Annotated in this window: 12 protein-coding genes and 1 riboswitch; of the genes, 8 read left to right on the top strand and 4 right to left on the bottom strand. The window is 62.5% G+C overall.

The genetic code is table 11. The annotated features are described in order from the left end of the window. Nucleotides 1-7 precede the first annotated feature (7 nt). From IFO71_RS13795 to IFO71_RS13770, 6 genes are all read left to right on the top strand, one after another. A complete protein-coding gene (locus IFO71_RS13795; protein ID WP_225444638.1) occupies nt 8-2581 on the top strand; it encodes a glycoside hydrolase family 3 protein in 2574 nt (857 codons plus the stop codon). Nucleotides 2582-2757: 176 nt separating this feature from the next. Continuing rightward, the gene (locus IFO71_RS13790; protein ID WP_192030224.1) at nt 2758-5748 is read left to right on the top strand and encodes a TonB-dependent receptor; all 2991 of its coding nucleotides are present in this window, start codon (nt 2758-2760) and stop codon (nt 5746-5748) included. Between the two features lie 149 nt (nt 5749-5897). Beyond that, nucleotides 5898-7430 carry a tryptophan halogenase family protein gene (locus IFO71_RS13785; protein ID WP_192030223.1) on the top strand — a complete coding sequence of 511 codons (1533 nt, stop codon included), beginning with the start codon at nt 5898-5900 and terminating at the stop codon, nt 7428-7430. Nucleotides 7431-7437: 7 nt separating this feature from the next. Beyond that, nucleotides 7438-8142, top strand: a complete 705-nt coding sequence (locus IFO71_RS13780) for a SapC family protein (RefSeq protein WP_192030222.1) — start codon at nt 7438-7440, stop codon at nt 8140-8142. Between the two features lie 34 nt (nt 8143-8176). Beyond that, complete coding sequence (locus tag IFO71_RS13775) at nt 8177-9169, top strand: cupin-like domain-containing protein (RefSeq protein ID WP_332309378.1); 993 nt, start codon at nt 8177-8179, stop codon at nt 9167-9169. A gap of 8 nt (nt 9170-9177) precedes the next feature. Further along, complete coding sequence (locus IFO71_RS13770) at nt 9178-10689, top strand: tryptophan halogenase family protein (RefSeq protein WP_192030221.1); 1512 nt, start codon at nt 9178-9180, stop codon at nt 10687-10689. Nucleotides 10690-10921: 232 nt separating this feature from the next. On the opposite strand, the gene IFO71_RS13765 is transcribed toward IFO71_RS13770, so the two are convergent. The 3 genes from IFO71_RS13765 to IFO71_RS13755 form a co-directional block, all read right to left on the bottom strand. Beyond that, nucleotides 10922-11311 carry a GFA family protein gene (locus tag IFO71_RS13765; RefSeq protein ID WP_192030220.1) on the bottom strand — a complete coding sequence of 130 codons (390 nt, stop codon included), beginning with the start codon at nt 11309-11311 and terminating at the stop codon, nt 10922-10924. Nucleotides 11312-11457: 146 nt separating this feature from the next. Beyond that, nucleotides 11458-14331, bottom strand: a complete 2874-nt coding sequence (gcvP, locus tag IFO71_RS13760) for an aminomethyl-transferring glycine dehydrogenase (protein WP_192030219.1) — start codon at nt 14329-14331, stop codon at nt 11458-11460. Between the two features lie 37 nt (nt 14332-14368). Next, nucleotides 14369-14470: riboswitch (glycine riboswitch) on the bottom strand. A 128-nt stretch (nt 14471-14598) separates the two neighbouring features. Next, entirely contained in the window at nt 14599-15831 is a 1233-nt protein-coding gene (locus IFO71_RS13755) for an MFS transporter (RefSeq protein ID WP_192030234.1), read from the bottom strand. Between the two features lie 256 nt (nt 15832-16087). Here IFO71_RS13755 and pgi point away from each other — a divergent pair, with 256 nt between their 5' ends. Then, entirely contained in the window at nt 16088-17614 is a 1527-nt protein-coding gene (gene pgi / locus IFO71_RS13750; protein WP_192030218.1) for a glucose-6-phosphate isomerase, read from the top strand. A gap of 525 nt (nt 17615-18139) precedes the next feature. Next, the gene (locus IFO71_RS13745; RefSeq protein WP_192030217.1) at nt 18140-18451 is read left to right on the top strand and encodes a hypothetical protein; all 312 of its coding nucleotides are present in this window, start codon (nt 18140-18142) and stop codon (nt 18449-18451) included. A 516-nt stretch (nt 18452-18967) separates the two neighbouring features. Here the strand turns inward: IFO71_RS13745 and IFO71_RS13740 are convergent. After that, complete coding sequence (locus IFO71_RS13740; RefSeq protein WP_192030216.1) at nt 18968-21532, bottom strand: FG-GAP repeat protein; 2565 nt, start codon at nt 21530-21532, stop codon at nt 18968-18970. Between the last annotated feature and the right edge of the window lie 171 nt (nt 21533-21703).

Genomic DNA, 21703 nt, shown 5'->3' with positions numbered 1-21703 from the left:
GGGCACAATGCGGTTTTGGAACCAGTCGTGCGGCGCCAATGCATTGAATTCATTGGGATCGAACCGGGTACGTTCGGCCGCGCTGGTGGCTTGCACCGCATTCGTGGTTTGCACCGGCGCCCAGGCGGCCGATCAGGGGCCGCGCCCCGAGTCGACCGCCAATCCAGAGGCGTGGCCAGCATTGAAGTCGCCGATTGCGGCCGATGCGGCACTGGAAGCACGCATTGACTCGCTGCTGCAACGGATGTCCTTGGAAGACAAAGTGGGGCAGGTGGTGCAGGGCGACCTGGACAGCCTGAGCCCTGCTGATCTGCAGCTCTACCGGCTCGGTTCGGTGTTGGCCGGTGGCAACTCCGAGCCGGGCAAGCGTTACAACGCGTCGGCCAAAGAATGGCTGGATCTGGCCGATGCGCTGTACCAGGCGTCGGTGAACCGCAACGACGGCGGCCCGGTGATTCCGGTGCTGCTCGGAATCGATGCCGTGCATGGCCACAACAACGTGGTGGGCGCGACCCTGTTTCCGCATAACATCGGTCTTGGCGCGATCAATGACGCCGAGCTGGTTGGGAGAATCGCCGCAGCCACGGCCGAAGAGCTGCGCAGCACCGGATTCGAATGGACCTTTGCGCCGACCGTGACCGTGCCACGGGATGATCGCTGGGGCCGGACCTACGAGGGCTATTCCGAAGACGGCGCGTTGGTCGCGCGCTACGCCACAGCGGTAGTGCAGGGATTGCAGGGCAGCATCGGCGACGATGGGTTCCTGGATCAAAAACACGTCATTGCGTCGTCCAAGCACTTCATCGGCGATGGCGGCACGTTCGAAGGCCATGACAAGGGCGATACCCGCGTCAGCGAAGCGGAGCTGCGCGATATCCACGGCGCCGGCCACATCGCTGCGCTGCAGGCCGGCACTCAAACCGTGATGGCCTCGTTTTCCAGTTGGAACGGCCAGAAGATGCATGGCAACTACAGCCTGCTGACTGAGGTGCTGAAGCAGCGGCTGGGCTTCGATGGCTTCGTCGTGGGGGACTGGAACGGCCATGGAGAGGTCAAAGGCTGCAGCAATCAAAGCTGCGCTGCTTCGTTCAATGCAGGCGTTGACATGTTCATGGCGCCGGACAGCTGGCGCGACGTCTATGACAACACGCTTTCCCAGGTGCGTTCCGGGGCGATTGCGATAGCGCGGCTGGATGACGCCGTGCGGCGTATTCTGCGTGTTAAGTTGCGCCTCGGTCTGTTCGAGGCCGGGGCGCCCTCGTCGCGCGCGCTGGGCGGCAAGTTTGATTTGCTGGGCAGCGACAAGAACCGCGCGCTGGCTCGCGAGGCGGTTCGACGCTCGCTGGTGCTGTTGAAGAACAACGGCGGACTGCTGCCGGTGTCGCCAAGGCAGCGCGTGCTGGTCGCCGGTGACGGTGCTGACAACATCGGCAAGCAGTCCGGTGGTTGGACGCTGACCTGGCAAGGCACCGGCACCAAGACCGAAGATTTTCCGAATGCCGAGTCGATCTGGCAGGGCATTCGCTCCGCGGTCAAAGCGGCCGGCGGCGAGGCCGAGCTGTCGGTCGAGGGGCGCTACGAGCAACGCCCGGACGTCGCCGTGGTGGTGTTTGGCGAAGACCCCTATGCCGAGTTCATCGGCGATGTGCCGCATCTTGGTTATCAGCTCGATGCGCCAAAAGATCTGCAGTTGCTGCGGTCGCTGAAATCCGCGGGTATCCCGGTGGTGGCCGTGTTTCTCAGCGGCCGACCGATGTGGGTGAATCCGCATCTGAACGCGTCAAATGCGTTCGTGGCCGCCTGGCTGCCCGGTTCGGAAGGCGGCGGCATTGCCGATGTGCTGTTCTCCGACGGCGATGGAAAGCCACGTTATGCCTTCGAAGGCAGACTGCCGTTCTCCTGGCCGCGCAGCGCGGCGCAGTCGCCGCTCAATGCGGGTCAAGACGATTACGATCCGCTGTTCCCGCTGGGTTTCGGCCTGTCCTACGGGCAGACCGCGGACTTGCCTGAACTCAGCGAACTCCCAGGCGTCAGTGCTGCCGCCAGCCAGTCGGGCCTGTTCTTTGCGCGCGGTGCCGAGGCCGATGGATTGCGCTGGTGGCTGGCGAATTCGGAAGGCGAATCGTTGGCGGTGGCGCAGCTGCCCAGCCTCGATCTGGTCGCCGGAGTGCGCATGTTGGCGACGGATCACACCGCCCAGGAAGACGCTCGACGCTTTGTGTTTCGCTCGCAGGGCGGCAGCGCCGAACTTCGGTCCACGACGGCCATTGCCCTGTCAGCGCTCAGCAAGGAATCGCCATTTCTGGTGGTCACCCTGAAGGTGTCAGAGGCGCCGCAAGGTGCCCTGCGCGTGGGCATCGGTCAGCAAACTATCGATATCAGCGCCGAGCTGCGCGGCTTCAAGCCGAATGAGTGGCTAAGTATTGCGGTGCCCGTCCATTGCCCTGCAACGGCGCCGATCGTCGACGACGTCACCACCGTGTTTCACATTCAAAGCAGCGGCGCTACCGACCTGGCGCTGTCGCGTATCGCTCTCGGCGTCGGCGCTGACCGCGTCGTGAAGTGTCCGTCGGCGCCCTGAGTCATTGGCATGAACGGTCGAGTCTCAATCATGAGCCTTGTCGAGAGCGGTTTTTTTCAACCGCAGTTGACAACGCTGTCATCAAAGCGTGCAATGCCCCCACGCGGCGATCTTGGGTCAGGGGCTAAGTCTGCACAACCCGCATGCAGCACACGTACGCGAGGGGAGGAAATCGCATGAAGGCACGACAAACGCCACCGAAACGGCATCTGCTCACCGCAGCTCTGCTGTTTGCCATGGCACAGCCCGGCTGGGCGCAAGACCAGGCCGACAACAGCAAGTCCGATGACGAGGCCACCGAACTCGACGCGGTCGAGGTCAAGGGCATCCTCGGCAGTCTTGCGTCATCAATGAATCTGAAGCGCGATTCTCAGGGCGTGGTCGACGGCATCGTGGCTGAGGACATGGGCAAGTTCCCGGATACCAACCTCGCCGAATCGCTGCAGCGCATCAGCGGTGTGTCGATCGATCGCTCGATCGGTGAGGGTGCGCGGGTCACGGTGCGCGGTGTTGGGCCGGACTTCAACCTGGTGCTGTTGAACGGCCGGCAGATGCCGGCCTCCAGCATTCAGGAAACTGGCCCGTCCAATTCGCGTGCGTTCGATTTCGCCAACCTGGCCTCCGAGGCCATTGCCGAAATCGAGGTCTACAAGACCAGTCGCGCCAGCACACCGACCGGTGGCATTGGCGCCACGATCAATATCAAGACCGCCAAGCCGCTGGAGAACCCGGGCCTGCATGCCAACATCGGCCTGAAAGGCGTAATGGATACCTCGGTCGATAACCTGCCGGACGCCCTGCAAGGTGACACCTGGACGCCGGAAGTGTCGGGCATTTTCAGCAACACATTCGCCGACGGGCGCTTCGGTATTGCCGTAACCGGCAGCTACCAGGAGCGTGATCTTGGCTACAACCAGGCGGCTGTTCCGAACGGCTGGCGAGCCTTCCGCGGCGACGAGAACAATTGGGGCACCATTCCGCAGCCGGGCACTCCAGGTTCGGAGAACATCACCAACAGGCCGGGTCCCACCGACATCTACTCGGTGCCGCAGAACCTCGTGTATAGCGTCAACGGGCTGCAGCGCGAACGCACCAATGGTCAGTTGGTGCTGCAATACCAGCCGGTCGACAATGTGACCGCAACGCTCGACTACACCTACTCTGAGCTCAAGCTGGCGCAGCAGCGCAATGAGCTGTCGGTGTGGTTCAACTACGGGCCCTCGGCCAGTTCCTGGACCAATGGGCCGGTTGCAGCGCCCAATGTCTACTCCGAAATCATCGTGCCGGCCACCAGTGACCTGGCAATGGGGGGCGCCGATTTCGCCACCAGGAACGAGAACGACTCACTTGGATTCAACCTCGACTGGGACGTGACCGATCAGCTTAGCCTGGCGTTTGATGTTCACAAGTCGACCGCTGAGTCTGGCGCCGACAGCCCGTTCGGCAGCAATAGCGTGATCGGCACGGCCGGCTTCTTCCGCGGCACGACCACGGTCGATTTCACTCAGGACTTCCCGGTGCTGAGCGTGGATCTGCCGCCCGGTATGACCGCGATTGATCCGGCTGGCATGCTGGTCACCGGTTCCTCGTTCCGCAACAGCTATATGAAGGCGGAGGTGGAGCAGTATCAGACGCGCGGCACGTTCCAGTTCGAGGACTATTCGCGGCTCGACTTCGGCGTGTCGCTTACCGACGTCGACAATCGCTCGGCGTTCTCCAACGTGCAGCGGGACACCTGGGGGGGCGCCACCAATGCCGGCGATTACCCTGACAGCGTCTGGATTCCGGATTCGATCCGGCACTACTTCCGTAGCATGAACGGCAGTGGTAACCCCAACCTCTTCAACCAGTTCTTCACCTGGGATTTCCGTACGGTGCGTGATCTGGCGGCGCAGGCGGCCGGCGACGGTTCGCTGTATCTGGTCTCGCCGGACTTCACCACTGACCGCCGCGTCAACGAAGAGTCGAAGAGCGCCTATCTGCAGTGGAGCACCACCTGGGAAATGGCCATGCCGCTGGATATCGCGTTAGGCGTGCGCTACGAGGAGACCGACGTCACCTCGACCGCGCTGGTGCCGACGGCGACGTCGATTACCTGGGTGGCCAACAACGAGTTCTCAGTGCAATTTGCCGATCCGGACTTCACCACTCTGACCGGCAAGTATGATTACCTCCTGCCCAACCTCGACCTCGCGCTGCATCTCAATGACCAGATGCTGCTGCGCGGCAGCTATGGCGAGAGCATCGGACGTCCGGGCTGGGGTGATATCCAGGGCGGGCAGACCATCAACCAGTTGGTTCGCATCGACGGTGGCGGTGGCGCGCAGGGCAATCCTGGGCTCAAGCCGCTGGAGTCGCAGAACTTCGATCTCAGCTTTGAGTGGTACTACGCCGAGTCGAGCTATCTGGCGGTGGGTTACTTCCGCAAGAACATCGACAACTACATCGGTGTGACCACCATTGATGCCACGCCGTTCAACTTGAATACGCCGGCAGGTGGCGCCTACTTCAACGCCGCTGTTCAGTCCGGTTGCGCGACCAGCGACCTGACCTGCATTCGCAACTACATCTTCCTCAATTTCAACGGTCAGCCCGGCGTGACCCGCGGGCCGGATGATGCCAACGGCAACCAGACCGGCACGATTGTCGGTCAGCCAGGCGATCCGATTGCCAACTTCCGCATCACCGTGCCGGCCAATCAGCAGTCCGCGTCACTCGACGGCTGGGAGTTCAACATCCAGCACGCTTTCGGCGATTCGGGTTTTGGCGTCGCTGCCAATTACACCATCGTTGACTCGGGTTTGACCTACGACAACTACAGCCTGGGCGAGCAGTTTGCCCTGGAAGGCCTCAGCGACTCGGCCAACCTGGTGCTGTTCTATGACAAGGGACCGTGGCAGGCGCGTGCCGCCTACAACTGGCGCGATGAATTCCTGGCTGGCCGATTCGACGGCACCGGGCTGCCCAACCCAGTCTACGTGGAGGCCTACGGTCAGCTTGATATGAACGTCAGCTATCAGTGGAACGAAAAGCTCTCGCTGAGCCTCGAAGCGATAAACCTGACCGACGAAACGACGCGTTCGCACGGCCGGCATCCGAATCAGGTGCTGTACGCCACGCAGACCGGCCCGCGCTACATGCTGGGTTTGCGCTATCGGTTCCGTTGATCAAAGGGAAACAAGGTGCAGTGAGGGGCGACCGACGCGAAATGCGTGCCGGCGCCCCCAGCCAACAGAGCGTCGTGGGGCGGGTTACCATGGAAGGCAACCCGTCCTTTTTTTGACACCCGGCAGCGCCCGACGGCCGATTTGGGAATATGAGCGAGCAGCTTAGACAGGTTCTGATCTTAGGCGGTGGCTCGGCCGGTTGGTTGACAGCTGGACTGCTGGCGGCCGAGTTCAAGCGAAAGCGCGTTGCGGTCGAAGTCACCGTGCTGGAATCGCCTGACGTGCCGACCATAGGCGTCGGTGAGGGCACCTGGCCGACCATGCGCGATACCCTGCGCCGAATTGAGGTCAGCGAGTCCGACTTCATTCGCGAGTGCGATGCGGCATTCAAGCAGGGATCGAAATTCGTCGGCTGGGCCCGCGATGATGGCGCTGATGCCTACTATCATCCCTTCCTGTTGCCGCACGGTTTTGGCGATGCGCCGCTGGCTGCGGGCTGGCTGGCCGCAGCCGATGATCAGCCCTTCGCCGAACTTGTCTGTCCGCAGCCGCACATCTGTGAAGCCGGTCTCGCGCCCAAGCAGATCACCACACCCGAGTTCGCCGCCGTGGCGAATTACGCCTATCACCTGAATGCCGGCAAGCTGGGTGAGTTCCTGCGCCGACACTGTGTTGAGCGGCTTGGCGTGCGCCATCTGCGCGATCACATGCTGGAGATTCAATCGAAGGACAATGGCGATGTCGCTGCCTTGGTGACCCGCGAGCATGGCGCACTGGTGGCGGATCTTTTCATCGACTGCAGCGGCACGCGCTCACTGCTGCTGGGCCAGCATCTGGCTACGCCCTGGGTCGATGCATCGACGGTGCTGTTCAACGATCGAGCCATGGCGGTTCAAGCTGCGTACCCGACCCCAGAGGCGCCGATTCCGTGTCAGACGGTGTCCACCGCTCACGACAGCGGCTGGATCTGGGATATCGCATTGAGCAGTCGGCGCGGTATCGGCGTGGTCTACTCCAGTGCTCACTGCAGCGACGAGCAGGCCGAGATCGAGCTGCGCCGCTACGTGCAGCGGCAATTGCCCGACGCCGAGGTGTCGACGACCAATCGGATTGCCTTTGCGCCTGGCTACCGCCAGCGCGCCTTTGTCGGCAACTGTGTGGCCATCGGCCTGGCTGCCGGGTTTGTTGAACCGCTCGAGGCTTCGTCGCTGGTGCTGGTGGAGTTGGCGGCCACCGCCTTGGCGGAACAATGGCCGAACGATCGCAGCGAGATCGACATGCTGGCGCGGCGATTCAACGAGATGTTCAGTTATCGCTGGCAGCGGGTGATCGATTTTCTCAAGTTGCACTATCTGCTGTCCTCGCGCGCGGCCAGCCCATACTGGCGAGAGCACCGCGAGGCGGCTTCGGTGCCCGAATCCTTGGCCGAGCGAATGCGCTGGTGGCACCATCATGCGCCCTCGCGCTATGACCTCGGTCGAGTCGACGAAGTGTTTCCTTCGGCAAGCTATCAATATGTGCTGTACGGCATGGGCTTCCGCCCGTGTCTGCCGGACGCACCGGGAGGGGCTGTGGACTACTTCAAACAGAACGCCGCGCTCACCCGCCGATTGCTGGCCGGCCTCCCGCAACACCGCAGTCTGATCGAACAGATCAAGGCGCGCGGCCTGCCCACCGATTGAGGAAGTCATGACGCGAGCGGCACTGCTGAACAATATCGATCACCGCGATCTGCGGATCATCACCACCCGCAGCGCGGAGTATGGCGACGACATCAGTGTCGCGCTGACCTTTCCGGCCGAGTTTCGCAATTGTCAGGCGCACTATCCGATCGTGTTTCAGAAGACCGGCGACGCCGAGTTTCAGCCGGTGCTGCTGCTGGGGCTGCGGCCGGAAGAAAACCTGTTTCTCAAGCCGCACGGCTGGGATGCCCACTATCTGCCGCTGTCGGTCGAGCGTCAGCCGTTCATGATTGGCAGCAGCGGCGATCAGCTGGTCATGCATATCGATATTGATCATCCGCGTGTCTCCAAGCGCGAGGGAGAACCGCTATTCCGAGAGCACGGCGGTACCACCGAATACCTTGAGCGGATGAACTCGGTGCTATTGAGCCTGCATGAAGGGCTGCAGCATTCGAAGGACTTGTCCGCCGCACTGACCCGGCTGGAGCTGCTGGAGTCGTTCGTACTCGATGTGACCCTGGATGACGGTTCGGAAAATCGGCTGTCCGGTTACTACACGATCAACGAGGAGCGGCTACGGCAGCTTGCACCGCAAGCTGTCGCTGAGCTGCACGCACAGGGCTTGCTGGAGCCGGTCTACATGACGCTGGCCTCGCTATCGCAGTTCCGCGGCCTGATCGAGCGTCTGCGCCGACGCCTGCGCCGTGACTGAGCTGGCTGAGGTCATCAGGCGTCAGGCGAGGTCGGTGCGCGAGCTGAGCGGGCCGTGCGCAGACGCACTCGGAAATGAACTGCTGTTGGCGACCGAGCCGGCGGTGGTGCGCGGTTTGGTCGGCGACTGGCCGGCGGTGCAGGCCGCAGGGCAGTCTGCGGCCGCAGCCATCGATTACCTGCGCCGGTTTGATCGCGGCATGCAGGTGGTGGCGCAAGTGGCGCCGCCCGAGGCAGACGGTCGAATCTTCTATAACGCCGACTTCAGCGGGTTCAACTTTCAGCCACAGCGGGTGACGTTTGCTGCAGTGTTGGATCAGCTGCAGGCCTGGCTGGATCAATCGCCGACGCCGCTGCTGTATATGGGGTCGACCACCATCGATACCGCGCTGGCCGGCTTTCGTGTGCAAAACGATCTGGCGATTGATGGTCATACGCCGCTGGCAAGCATCTGGATCGGCAATCGCAGCCGAATCGCCGCGCATCAGGATCTGCCCGACAACATCGCCTGCGTGGTGGCGGGGCGTCGACGGGTCACCCTGTTTCCGCCCGATCAGCTGAAGAATCTGTACATCGGTCCGCTGGATTTCACGCCGGCCGGGCAGGCGATCAGTCTGGTCGACTTCGCTGCTCCCGATTTTGAGCGCTTCCCGCGCTTCGCTGAGGCGCTGCAGCAGGCGCAGGTGGCAGAGCTCGAGCCGGGCGATGCGCTGTTCATTCCCAGTCTGTGGTGGCATCACATCGAGGCCCTCGAGGCCTTCAATGTATTGGTGAACTACTGGTGGCGGAGCTCGCCGGCGTTTATGGATTCGCCGATGAACACCCTGATGCTGGCCTTGATGACGATGCGTGATCTGCCCGCCGAGCAGCGCCGGCACTGGCAGGAGATCTTCCGTCACTATGTGTTCGAGGCCAACGATGGCACCGCGGCGCATATTCCAGAACCGGCACGCCGAGTGCTCGGCCCGCTGGATGACAACATCGCGCGCGAACTGCGGGCGCGCCTACTGCAACGACTCAATCGCTGAGCCTGCTGATGAATCACACCACTGATACCTCCACCGAGGTCAAGCCCGTACGCCGAGTGGTGATCGCCGGCGGCGGCACCGCCGGCTGGATGGCCGCCGCGGCGATCTCCAAGACGCTGGGCAAGCGGCTCGAGATCACCCTGGTCGAATCGGAAGAAATCGGTACCGTTGGCGTGGGTGAGGCGACCATCCCGACCCTGGTCACCTTCCATCGCCTGATCGACCTCAACGAGCAAGCCTTCATGGCCGCGACCCAGGCCACGATCAAGCTCGGCATCCAATTCGAAAATTGGAAGGATGTCGGCCAGCACTACATCCATTCCTTCGGTACCACTGGCAAGGATCACTGGAGCGCCGGCTTCCAGCACTTCTGGTTGAAGGGCTGGGCGCGCGGTTTGGCCCGCGACTACGGCGATTACTGTCTGGAATTGCGCGCCGCAGAGGAAAGTCGCTTTGCTCATCTGCCGCGAACCGGTCTTAACTATGCCTTCCATCTCGATGCCGGCCTGTATGCGCGCTTCCTGCGCCAGTTCAGCGAGCACTATGGCACCAGGCGGGTCGAGGGCAAGATTCGCCAGGTACACACCGATCCGGCCAATGGCTTTATCAGCGCGCTGGAGCTGGAGAACGGCGAGTGCATCGAGGGCGATCTGTTTATCGACTGCACCGGCTTTCGCAGCCTGCTGCTGGGCCAGACCCTGGGTGTCGAGTTCGAGGACTGGTCGCACTGGCTGTTCAGCGACAGCGCGTTTGCGGTGCAGACCGGCTCGGTCAAGCCGGCGATCCCTTATACGCGCTCGATCGCCGGCGAGTCGGGCTGGCAGTGGCGTATCCCGCTGCAGCATCGGGTTGGCAATGGCCACGTCTTCGCCAGCCGTTTCATCGATGCCGAACAGGCCAAACAGCAGTTGCTGAGCACGCTGGAAGGCGAAGTACTGACCGAGCCGCGCTTGCTGCGTTTCACTCCGGGCCAGCGACGCAAGGTATGGGCCAAGAACTGCATTGCGCTGGGCCTAGCCAGCGGTTTTCTGGAGCCGCTGGAATCGACCAATATCCATCTGATCCAGCGCGGTATCACCCGCCTGATGCAGAGCTTCCCGGCGGTCATCAATCAGGTCGATATCGACGAGTACAACGCGCAGACCGAGTGGGAAATCACCCACATCCGCGACTTCATCATCCTGCACTACCACGTCACCAACCGTCGCGACACGCCGTTCTGGCGCGCCTGCGCCGAAATGTCGATCCCCGACTCGCTGCAGCATCGAATCGACCTGTTCAGAGAAACCGCACGGGTATTCCGGGTGCCGAATGAGCTGTTTGCAGAGAACTCCTGGATCCAGGTCATGCTCGGGCAGGGCATCGAGCCCCGAAGCTATCATCCGGTCGCCGATCTGATGGGCGACCAGGAGTTGAACGGCTTCCTGGAGGGCATTCGTGGCGGCGTCGAGCGGATGCTGCGGCAGCTGCCGCAGCACCATGCCTATCTGCAGAGCTATTGTCCGGCCAAGGCGATGTGATGGCGCGGAGCACTATGCCTGCCGATGCTGCTGGTGGCGATCTATGTCTACCGAGCCTAACCCGCAAAAGCGGTGGGCCACAGGCCCACCCTACGAGTTGATCGCGAACAACACTCAGTTCGAAGCAACGTAGGGTGGGCGTGTCGCCCACCATGAACGCCCTTGTATCGGAATTCGCGCCTTCGATGAGTCGGGCGCCGCGAAGCTGGGCTTCGGACCGATCAGCGCTGGCCTACTCGGAGCGAGATGCCTCGCCGCGATCCTTTTCATAGCGACGGCGGGTGGGAAACTCCGGTAACCAGGCCTCGCGCCGAATCGTCCATAACTCATAGCTTGGCTGCATCTGATCAATGCCGTCCAGGCTGCCGAGATTGACGTTGATCTCGTCGCCGCTGCGCGAGAACAGCGGTGAACCGCAGCGTGGGCAGAAGCAGCGACCCTGGTACTCACCGAATTCGCCCTCAATGCTCACGTTGGCTTCGGGAAACACCGCTGAGGCATGAAACAGAGCACCATGATGCTTTCGGCAGTCCAGGCAATGGCAGATGCCGACGCGACAGGGCTGGCCGGTGGCCGCGAGGCGCAGGGCGCCGCAGAGGCAGGTGGCGGTGAAAATAGACATGGTGACCCCATTGCACCGACCGGTGCGTTCGGAGCGCGTCCAGACGCGCCCTATAAGTTTCTGTGCCCGCAAACAACAACGCCCCGGCCAACACATAGGTTTGCCGGGGCGTTGGCACATCCGTGTCGTAGCAGGGAAACCTCCTGTTAGCCTGCCACCTCTTCCTTGAAAGCATCAACCGGGATGCAGCTGCAGAACACATTCTTGTCGCCGTAGACGTTGTCGACCCGGGCTACGGGCGACCAGTATTTCTGCAGTTTCAAGCTGGGCAGAGGGAAGGCGGCCAGTTCTCGGCTATACCCATGCTTCCACTGCTCGGCCATCACCATGGTGGCGGTATGGGGGGCATTCTTCAGCGGGTTGTCTTCGCGGTCGAGCTTGCCTTCTTCCACCGCGCGAATTTCGTCGCGGATCTGGATCATGGCGTCAATAAAGCGATCCAGCTCATGCAGCGATTCTGATTCGGTCGGCTCCACCATCAAGGTGCCGGCAACCGGGAAGCTCAGGGTCGGGGCGTGGAAGCCAAAATCGATCAGACGCTTGGCCACGTCTTCGGCGCTGATGCCGGTGCTGTCCTTCAGCGGCCGAAGGTCGAGGATGCACTCATGCGCGACGAGGCCATTGCGACCGGTGTACAGGGTGTCGTAGTGCTGAGCCAGACGTTTCGACACGTAGTTGGCATTCAGCAGGGCGATCTGCGTAGCGCGACGCAGACCAGCCGCGCCCATCAGGGTGATGTACATCCAGCTGATTGGCAGGATCGAGGCGCTGCCAAAGCTGGCCGCGCTGACCATACCGACCGTTCCCTCACCACCCAGCGTCTTGGGCAGGTAGGGCGCGAGGTGTGCCTTCACCGCGCAGGGGCCGACACCGGGGCCGCCGCCGCCGTGCGGAATGCAGAAGGTCTTGTGCAGATTCAGATGCGACACATCCGAACCCCACTTACCCGGTTTGGCGACGCCGACCAGGGCATTCATGTTGGCGCCGTCGGTGTACACCTGACCGCCGTGCTGATGCACGATCTCGCAGATCTTGACGATCTCTTCCTCGAACACGCCATGGGTCGAGGGGTAGGTGATCATCAGCGCGGCGAGACGATCGGAATACTTCTCGGCCTTGGCCTGAATGTCTTCGACGTCGACATTGCCATTGGCATCGCATTTGGTCACCACCACGGTCATGCCGCACATCTGCGCGCTGGCCGGGTTGGTGCCGTGCGCCGATTCCGGAATCAGACAGATATCGCGCTCGGCCTGACCGTTGGCGCGGTGATAGGCGCGAATGGCCAGCAGGCCGGCGTATTCGCCCTGGGCGCCGGAGTTCGGCTGCAGGCTGACGGCGTCATAGCCGGTGCACTCGACCAGCATGGCCTCCAATTCATTGATCAGCTGCACATAGCCAGTCGTTTGATCGGCGGGCGCCAGCGGGTGAATCAGGCTGAACTCGGGCCAGGTGACCGGAATCATCTCAGCGGTGGCATTCAACTTCATGGTGCAGGAGCCGAGCGGGATCATGCTGCGGTCGAGCGCCAGATCCTTGTCCATCAGCGCGCGCAGATAACGCAGCATCTCGTGCTCGCTGTGATGGGTATTGAACACCGGGTGGCTGAGGAAATCCGACTCGCGCAGCAGAGCGGTCGGCAGGGCATCGCCCGCCTCGGCATCGGCGGCATCGACATCGAGATCGATATCGAACAACCAGGCCAGGGCGGTGAGGTTCTCACGGGTGGTGGTCTCGTCCAGGCTGATGCCGAGCGAGCTGCCATCGATATGACGCAAATTGATCTTGGCTGCCCGCGCCTTGGCATGAATGGCCTCGGCATCGATGCCGCACACGTGCAGGGTGTCGAAGAAATCCGTGCCGACGTCGATGCCCTTGGCGCGCAGCGCGTCGGCCAGGATCGAGGCCATCCGATGCACCCGGCGGGCGATCCGGATCAGGCCGTCGCGGCCGTGATACACCGCATAGAAGCTGGCCATCACCGCCAGCAGCACCTGGGCGGTACAGATGTTCGAGGTCGCCTTCTCGCGGCGGATATGCTGCTCGCGGGTTTGCAGTGTTAAGCGATAAGCCGGCTTGCCTTCGGCATCGATCGATACGCCGATCAGGCGACCCGGCATCGAGCGCTTGTAACTATCGCGGCAGGCCATGAAGGCTGCATGCGGGCCACCAAAGCCGAACGGCACGCCAAAGCGTTGACTGTTGCCGACCACGATGTCGGCGCCCCATTCGCCCGGTGCCTTGAGCAAGGTCAAGGCCAGAAGATCGGTGGCCACCGCGACCAGACCCTGCTTGGCGTGGATGGCCTCGGCCAGAGCGGCATAGTCGCGCGCCTCACCAAAGGTGTTGGGATACTGCAGCAGCACACCGAATACATCGGCCGAACCGGCCTCACGCTCGTCGCCAATGATCAGTTCGATACCCAGCGGCTCGGCGCGGGTCTTCAGGCATTCGATGGTCTGCGGGTGGCAGCCCGAGGACACGAAGAAGCGCATGGATTTTGACTTCGACGAGCGCAGCGCCAGGGTCATCGCTTCGGCGGCGGCGGTGCCTTCGTCCAGCAGGGAGGCATTGGCGATTTCCATGGCGGTGAGATCACGCACCATGGTCTGGAAGTTGATCAGCGCTTCCATCCGGCCCTGTGAGATCTCCGCCTGGTACGGCGTGTAGGCGGTGTACCAGCCCGGATTTTCCAGCACATTGCGCAAGATCACGTTCGGCGTGTGGGTGCCGTAGTAGCCCTGGCCGATGTACGACTTGAACACCTGGTTGCGTTGCGCAATGGCGCGGATCTTGGCCAGCGCCTCTTCCTCATTGATCGCCCCGGCCATGGCCAGCGGCTCGGTGCTCTTGATCGAGCGCGGCACGATGGCGTCGGTCATCGCCTCCAGCGACGGCTGGCCGATGGCCTCGAGCATATGGGCAATCTCGGCATCATTGGGGCCGATATGACGCTCGATAAAGGCGCCGTGGTGTTCCAGATCACGCAGGGCCAGATGACGCGGGGAGGTATTCGACATGGCAGGAGTGTCCGCTGACACGTGCGGGCCGCACGCGAGGCACCCCTCTGTCCTTTTGCCTGAGAGTTTGAAGTGCAGTGTCGCTGCACCCCGTGCCCCTTCGGCGCCGGCACCGGCCGGTCTCTCCAGAGTTGCTCGCGCGTGGCGGTACGGGGGCCTGAGCGATTACGGGTATTGCGCCTTCGGCAGCGCGGCTCGGCTTGAAACCGGCGCGCTTCTCCCACCACGAGCGTAGAGCGCGGCGATTATAGCTCAAGCCGCGCGCGCTCACTCCGCTGCTTCGGGTTGTGCCTCGGGCAGCATCTCCATCGCGGTCGGTGAGGTGCGCACCATCGGCATGAAATGGCCCGGATGCACCACCCGACTGTCGCGCAGCTGCAGGCGTCGGGCGATAAAGGCGCTGAGTAGCAGCAAGGCGGCGGCGGAGAAGTACATCAGGCTGGCCGGCCCCAGCGCCTTCATACTGGCCCCGGCCAGAATCGGGCCGAGGGTGGCGCCGGCCCCGTATAGCAGCAGTACCCGGCCGCTGCCGGCCAGCAAAGTCTCGGCCTCCAGCCGATCCATCAAATGCGCCACCGAAATCGGATACAGACTGAACACGAAACCGCCGTAGACGAATAGCAGACCAAAGCGCAGCTCGCCCACATCCTGCAATAGGCCGAGCAAGCCGGCGCTGAGCGCGCCGAGAAGGGCCACCGCCGCCAGCACCCGCCGCCGATCGGCGCGATCCGACCAGCGGCCCAGCGGCCACTGCAGCAAGGCGCCCGCCGCGATCGCCGTGATCATCCAGTACGCCACGCCGCCGCTGTCGAGGCCGATGCCAGAGGCGAACAGCGGCATCAGGCCCCAGAACGCGCCCATCACGATGCCGCTGACAAAGGCGCCGGCCGCCGCCGAAGGCGCATCGCGCCACAGTTGTGCCAGCGGCAGGGGGGCGGCGCCGGTGATCTCCGGTTGCGCGACCCGGGTCCAGGTCACCGGCATCAGGGCCAGGCAGGTCAACAAGGCCACCAGGGAAAACGGCACGAAACTGTCGATCGGCGCCAGCGGCAGCAATAGTTGGCCGATCCCGATCGCCACCAGGTTTACCACCATGTAGGCGGCGAATAGCCGACCGCGTTCCTGCATGCTGGCCTGAGCCCCGAGCCAGCTCTCGATGACGGCATACAGACAGACAAAGGCCACGCCGGTGATGATGCGCAACAGGCCCCAGGCCCAGGGATCGATCAGGATCGGATGCAGCAATACCGCCGCCGCGGCCGCGGCAGCACAGAAGGCAAAGCTTCGAATATGGCCGAGCCGTCGAATCAATGGCATCGACAGATAGGTGCCAAGCACGAAGCCGAAAAAGTAGCCCGACATGATCCAGCCCAGGGTGCCGGCGTCGAAGCCCGCCAGGTCACCGCGCAAGGCCAGCAAGGTGCCGAGCAAGCCAGCACCGCATACCAGCAAGCCCACACCCAACAACAAGGCCGATGCCGAGCCGACCAGCCTTAGCATCATGCTTCACTCAAAATCTGATTCATGGGAGACACTATACGCGGCCCGACCGAACGGGGCAGGGCGGTGGCCTGCTCCGTTGGTGCGAGGCGGCAGGGGCGTTCGATACCCTCAACCCACGTGCGTTGACGCATACGTTGCCAGTCTTGCGGCGGCGCAGCATTGCACGGCTATACTCAGCAATTCCGGTTCGCAGTGTGGCGTCACCGATGGGTGGCGAAACTGCGGCCTCATCAAGCTGAACATGGAGCTCCGCATGCATACGCAGGGATGGCTACAAGGGCTGACCGAACACGCCTCGCGCCTGGTCGACGAGCCACTACGCGAGACCATTGCCCGCGAGCCGGATCGAGTCGTCCGCGACACCATCGCGGCCGGCCCCTTAACCCTGTGTCTGGCGCGACAACGCCTGGATGCCGCGGCCTGGGACGCGCTGTATCGGCTGGCGCTGCGTACCGAGAGTCAAGCCGCCCTGCGTCATATGCTGGATGGCGCCGAGGTTAACCGCTCGGAAGGCCGCCCGGCCCTGCACACGGCGCTGCGTACCGACCTCGGCCGCGGTGCGGCGGCGGTGAATGGGTTCCGGCAAGCGGGCGAGGCGAGGCGTGAGATGGCGCGTCTGGCCGAACGGCTGTGGGCCGAGGGCGTCACCGATCTGGTCAACATCGGTATCGGCGGCTCGGATTTCGGCCCGCGGCTGGCTATCGATGCATTGGCCGCGGGTCAGGCAGCGAAACTGCGCATTCACTTCCTGAGTGCGCCCGATGGTCATACGGTTGAAGCCCTGTGTCGTCAGCTCGACCCGAACAGCACCGCCTTGCTGCTGGTATCGAAGAGCTTTTCCACCGAAGAAACCCTGCTCAATGGTCGGGTGATGGTCGACTGGTTGAGCGGCCGGGGGCCGGTGCTGGCGGCAACCTCCAAGGTCGACAAGGCGGCCGAGTACGGCGTGCAGCCGGATGCCATCCTGCCCATGTGGGATTGGGTCGGCGGCCGCTACTCGCTGTGGTCGGCGGTTGGCTTTTCGATCATGGCGGCTTACGGCGTCGAGGTATTTCAGCGCTTGCTGCAAGGCGCGGCTACGCTTGATCGCCATGCGCTCGAGGTTGAGCCCGCCCTTAACCTGCCGTTGCGCCACGCGCTGGTGCAGGTCTGGAATCGCAATGCGTTGGGTTATGACTCGCTGGCCGTATTGCCTTACGACCAGCGCCTGCGCTTGCTGCCGACCTACTTGCAGCAATTGATCATGGAGAGCCTGGGCAAGTCGGTCAGCGCCGACGGCAGCCGGCTGCTCGACGTGTCGACCGCGCCGGTGATCTGGGGCGGGCCCGGCACCGACTGTCAACACAGCTATTTCCAGGCCCTGCATCAGGGTACGGACACCGTGCCAACCGAGTTCATCGGCGTGTGTCAGCCGGCCCACGGCCATCGCGCCATGCATCAAAGCCTGTGGGCCAATTTGCTGGCGCAAAGTGAAGCCTTGGCCAATGGCGTGGCCAACGACGACAAGCATCGGCGCTATGTTGGCAACCGACCAAGCTCGGTGTTAATGCTTGATGAGTTGAGCCCGGAAGCATTGGGCAGTCTGATTGCGTTTTACGAGCATTCGGTGTTCCTGCAATCCGTGTTATGGGGCATCAATGCGTTTGACCAGTGGGGCGTAGAGCTCGGCAAGGTCACCGCCAAACGCATTGCGCCCGCCGTTGCCGATCCCACCGTCAGCGCCGACGATCCGGTCACCGCCAGCCTGCTCGGGCATCTGCATAGGAAAAATACCGAATAGGCTGCGGCTGGGCCGCAACAATGCGCGGTGGATATCGCCAGCGCGGTTCGGATCGGGCCTACCGGCGGAGGTGATGAAGCGCGGTGCGGTAAACCGCACCCTATGTTATCGAAGCGACCGGCTGGGGCCGGATAGGGTGCGGCTTGGCCGCGCCAACGGGCGGTTGATCTGGGCCGACCGCGTCACGCGGGGTTGCGATGCAACGCGGTGCGGTAAACCGCACCCTATTTGGCCAAAGGCGATTACACACCGACTTTGATCGAATTGGTTGCCGTCGAAACGAGTTTTCGCTTTGGCGCGGCCTGTTCGCGTTTGATCGCAGGATTGGCTGAACGCTTCCAAACCCGACAGAAAATTGCCGCGACCACCGCCACGGGTTGAGCCGTCCTATCAATGGGAACCTGATCCCGCCGCCAGAACACGCCCTCCCCACGACGTGATCTCGGAACAGCGATAGCAGGCAACTCCGCCTGCTGCGTCCGTAGCCCTAAGGCGGCAGCCAACCAAGAACGATGGGAGTCGATCATGAAGAAGTCTGTCCTGTTTTCCGCCCTAGTCGCCATTGCCCTGAGTCCAGCTGCGTTTGCTGGCAATGACAATCTGACCGTCGATGAACTGGTCAATATCACCGGAATGAAGCGCGATGCCGTGCTGCTGATGGTCGGACCGAAATCGAACAATATTCTGTACCGTACCGCCAATATCCGCACCGAGCGCCAATGGGAAGCCGCCGTAGAGAAGCACGGCTTGCTGGTGCAGCGGGTTCGTGACGTTACCGGTCAGGAAACGCTGGTTGTTCGCCGCGTCAGCGACGAGCAAGCAGACGACCAAGCCTAGCAGTCTGCTGAAACAAGTCTCAGCAGCCTGCTAGTGGCGCCAGCTTGATGGGACGCTGCGTGATCTGACTCGCGCGGCCTAGGCCGGGTGGACTGGGGGCTCAGGAAGAGCCTCCGGCCCTCGTTGCAGTCGAGCCAGCGCCCGCTTGATATGAGTACGCAAGACATCGTCCAGTGGCTGCGAGAGCCGGTCGCGAAGCGCTGTGATGACGCTCGGGTCCGCCGGGCCATTGCCGAGTGCAATGGCGATGTTGCGTTGCCAGCGCCGCCAGCCGATGCGGCGGGTCGCCGGGCCTGCAGTCTTAGCCAGGAATTTCGCTTCGTTCCAGGAGAAAAGCAGCAGCGCGAAGGCGTCTAACTGGTGGCGAATCCGAAAATCTCACAGGCCCACTGCGTTAATGGCGAAGGCAATCTTGAGTCGATCCTGGTTTCGATCAGGCGCGGCTCTCGCCCTTGCTCTTGTTGTCATCACCTGCGGTTTCACTTCTCAAAGTAGCTGCCGCCGGCTTCATCGGTTTCAAGGTTGTTCGAATCCGTCACTAAAGATGCTGTCGCCGAGTAAGCTTGCGAAAACATAGGCTGCTCCCTGGTCGATTCCATCGGGAGCAAACTGGTCGACTAAGAGCGCGCCAATCAGGGTCGTGTTGGCTTCCATGGCTACGGAGTAGCCAAACTGATCGTTGGCCTTGCTGTTGGCTGCAGTTAGTCTGGATTGCTGACTCCAGATCCCGTCGTTGCGAACAAACAGATAGGCCGAGCCTTGGTCGAGAGCCGGGGCGTCGTCGAGATATGCGCCGACCACCGCGCGGTTGCTGTGAATCGCGACTGCGATGCCGAAGGCATCGCTCGAAGTGCCGTCGGAAGCGACCAGCTTGGCTTGCTGTGTCCAGACGCCTGCGTCACGGGTGAATACATAGGCAGCGCCCTGCGCCGTGCCGAGCGCCCCGATCACCGCATCGTCTCCAGACAGAGCTACAGAAACTCCGAAGAAATCGTCGGTCGCGCCGTCGTCCGAGGTCAGCTTGATCGGCGCAGACCAAGAGCTGCCGGCGCCAGTGAAGACGTAGGCCGAACCCTGGTTGCTCGTTGCGCCGACATCATGCGCGTATGCGCCAGCCAGGGCGGTGTCGCCATTCAGGGCGACGGAAATTCCAAAGCGGTCGTCGGTTGCGCCATCGGGCGCGGTCAGCTTGGCCTGCTGCGTCCAGGCGGAACCCGAACGGGTGAATACGTAAGCCGACCCCTGATCGACGCCGACTACATCGTCACGATTCGCCCCGACTAGGGCGGTGTCGCCATCCATGGCCACCGCGATGCCGAAACGGTCGCCAGCGGCACCGTCTGCGGAAACGAGCTTTTGTTGCTGTTCCCAAGCGTTGGATTCGCGCACAAAGACGTAGGCCGAACCCTGACTTGCGTTGGCTCCAATCTGATCCAGGTAGGCTCCCACCAGGGCGGTATCGCCCGAGACGGCCACCGCATGTCCGAAACGGTCACCTGCGGCGCCATCCAAAGCAGAGAGTTTGTCCTCGAACACCCAGCTATCACCAACACGAGCGAATACGTAGGCCGCACCCCGATCCACATCCCCATTGATGTCATCAAATAGGGCGCCGATGATCGCTGTGTCGCTTGAGATCGCAACTGCATAGCCGAACCAGTCACCTTCGGTTCCGTCGCTGGCGGTGAGCTTTTTCTGCGCAGCCCAGTTGCCCGCGCTACGTTTGAAAACGTGTGCTGACCCCTGGTTAGCCACGGTCAAGATGTCGTCGAGCGGAACGCCGGCTAATGCAATGTCTCCGTCGAGATCGACGTCACGACCAAACAGGTCGCTGGGTGCCCCATCGATAGCACTAAGCTTGGTTTGCTGGGACCAGATGCCCACGCTGCGACTGAACACGTAGGCAGAACCCGAAGAGGCGCCCACCGCATTGTCGAGGTAGGCACCGACTACGGCCGTATCGACATCGATCGCAACTGAGCGCCCGAAGCGCGCACTTGCAAGCCCATCCGAAGCGGTGAGTCTTGCCTGTTGGGACCATGTTTCGATGTTGCGAACGAACACGTAGGCCGAGCCTTGTTCAGTGTTCGCACCAACATCGTCAAAATACGCCCCGATAAGTGCGGTGTCGTCGTCGAGTGCAACGCTGAAGCCAAAGCGGTCGCCGGTCTCGCCATCCGATGCAGACAGTTTCGCTTGCTGTGACCAGGCACCCACTTCCCGGGTGAACACATAGGTTGATCCGCTGCCGTCGTCGTGAGCGCCAACCAGAGCGGTGTCGCCGTCCACAGCAACAGCGCAGCCGAATCGGTCGTTCGACGAACCGTCGGCAGCGAAGAGCCTGGCCTGTTGCGTCCACACGCCGGAACTTCGAGTGAATATGTAGGCGGATCCTTGATCCTCGCCAGGTGCAACGTCGGCAAACTCTGCCCCTACAGCCACGGTATCACCGGCAATGGCAACATCCCTGCCAAAATTGGATCCTACCGTTGCATCGGAGGCGATGAGTTTGGATTGCTGAGTCCAGATCCCAGCACTGCGCACGAAAACGTAGGCTGCGCCCTGATCTACAAGCGAACCATCATCGAACGAGGCCCCAACAACGGCGGTATCGCCATCCAGTGCCACAGAGATTCCGAACAAGTCGTTCGCCGCGCCATCATTTGCAGTGAGCTTCGCTTCGACGGACCAGGTGTCGGCGTTGCGGGTAAACACGTAGACCGAACCCTGATTCGCGTTGGCTAGGATGTCGTCTCGGTAAGCGCCGATCAGTACCGTATCGCCTGAAATCGCGACTGACTCTCCGAATTGCTGCTCCGTCTGGCCCTCTCCGGCATCGCTGCTCGGCCGCAACATGGCCTGTTGGCCCAGGGTCTTGCCCACCGCTAGACGCAAGCTTGCCCACGACGCATCGCTTATTTCGGCAGGCTCGGTGGGCGACTCGGCGCGTTGGCCTAGCACTGCGGTAGGCAGCAATAAGCAACCGAGGACCATCGCCATAGCGCCAGAGCAAGTCTCGGCACGCGGGCCGAGCGAGTAACCGCTCTTGCACCTTTTCAGCGCTGCAGATTCGTCGGGCATGGACCTGCTCCCCGCTGCTGTCTGTCAGCTCATCATCATCCGCACCAAGCGTACTCCTACAGCCCAGGTCTCGCACCATTCAGTGTTGCCGAAACGTTCCGAGAGGGGCTGAGTTGCTCGCGGCCTTGCGCTGCCCGCGAGTGTCCCCAACCGTCGGCCGAACTGCGGCGG

Source organism: Pseudomarimonas arenosa (assembly GCF_014841215.1).
Lineage (GTDB): Bacteria > Pseudomonadota > Gammaproteobacteria > Xanthomonadales > Xanthomonadaceae > Pseudomarimonas > Pseudomarimonas arenosa.
Note: the sequence above shows the minus strand (reverse complement) of the source record. Positions and strands in the feature narration are given on the sequence as shown.

What these genes read in the sequence shown, in the direction of transcription:
- IFO71_RS13795 (WP_225444638.1), top strand. Translation starts at nt 8, where the DNA reads ATGCGGTTTTGGAACCAGTCGTGCGGCGCCAATGCATTGAATTCATTG.
- IFO71_RS13790 (WP_192030224.1), top strand. Translation starts at nt 2,758, where the DNA reads ATGAAGGCACGACAAACGCCACCGAAACGGCATCTGCTCACCGCAGCT.
- IFO71_RS13785 (WP_192030223.1), top strand. Translation starts at nt 5,898, where the DNA reads ATGAGCGAGCAGCTTAGACAGGTTCTGATCTTAGGCGGTGGCTCGGCC.
- IFO71_RS13780 (WP_192030222.1), top strand. Translation starts at nt 7,438, where the DNA reads ATGACGCGAGCGGCACTGCTGAACAATATCGATCACCGCGATCTGCGG.
- IFO71_RS13770 (WP_192030221.1), top strand. Translation starts at nt 9,178, where the DNA reads ATGAATCACACCACTGATACCTCCACCGAGGTCAAGCCCGTACGCCGA.
- IFO71_RS13765 (WP_192030220.1), bottom strand. Translation starts at nt 11,311, where the DNA reads ATGTCTATTTTCACCGCCACCTGCCTCTGCGGCGCCCTGCGCCTCGCG.
- gcvP (WP_192030219.1), bottom strand. Translation starts at nt 14,331, where the DNA reads ATGTCGAATACCTCCCCGCGTCATCTGGCCCTGCGTGATCTGGAACAC.
- IFO71_RS13755 (WP_192030234.1), bottom strand. Translation starts at nt 15,831, where the DNA reads ATGCTAAGGCTGGTCGGCTCGGCATCGGCCTTGTTGTTGGGTGTGGGC.
- pgi (WP_192030218.1), top strand. Translation starts at nt 16,088, where the DNA reads ATGCATACGCAGGGATGGCTACAAGGGCTGACCGAACACGCCTCGCGC.
- IFO71_RS13745 (WP_192030217.1), top strand. Translation starts at nt 18,140, where the DNA reads ATGAAGAAGTCTGTCCTGTTTTCCGCCCTAGTCGCCATTGCCCTGAGT.
- IFO71_RS13740 (WP_192030216.1), bottom strand. Translation starts at nt 21,532, where the DNA reads ATGCCCGACGAATCTGCAGCGCTGAAAAGGTGCAAGAGCGGTTACTCG.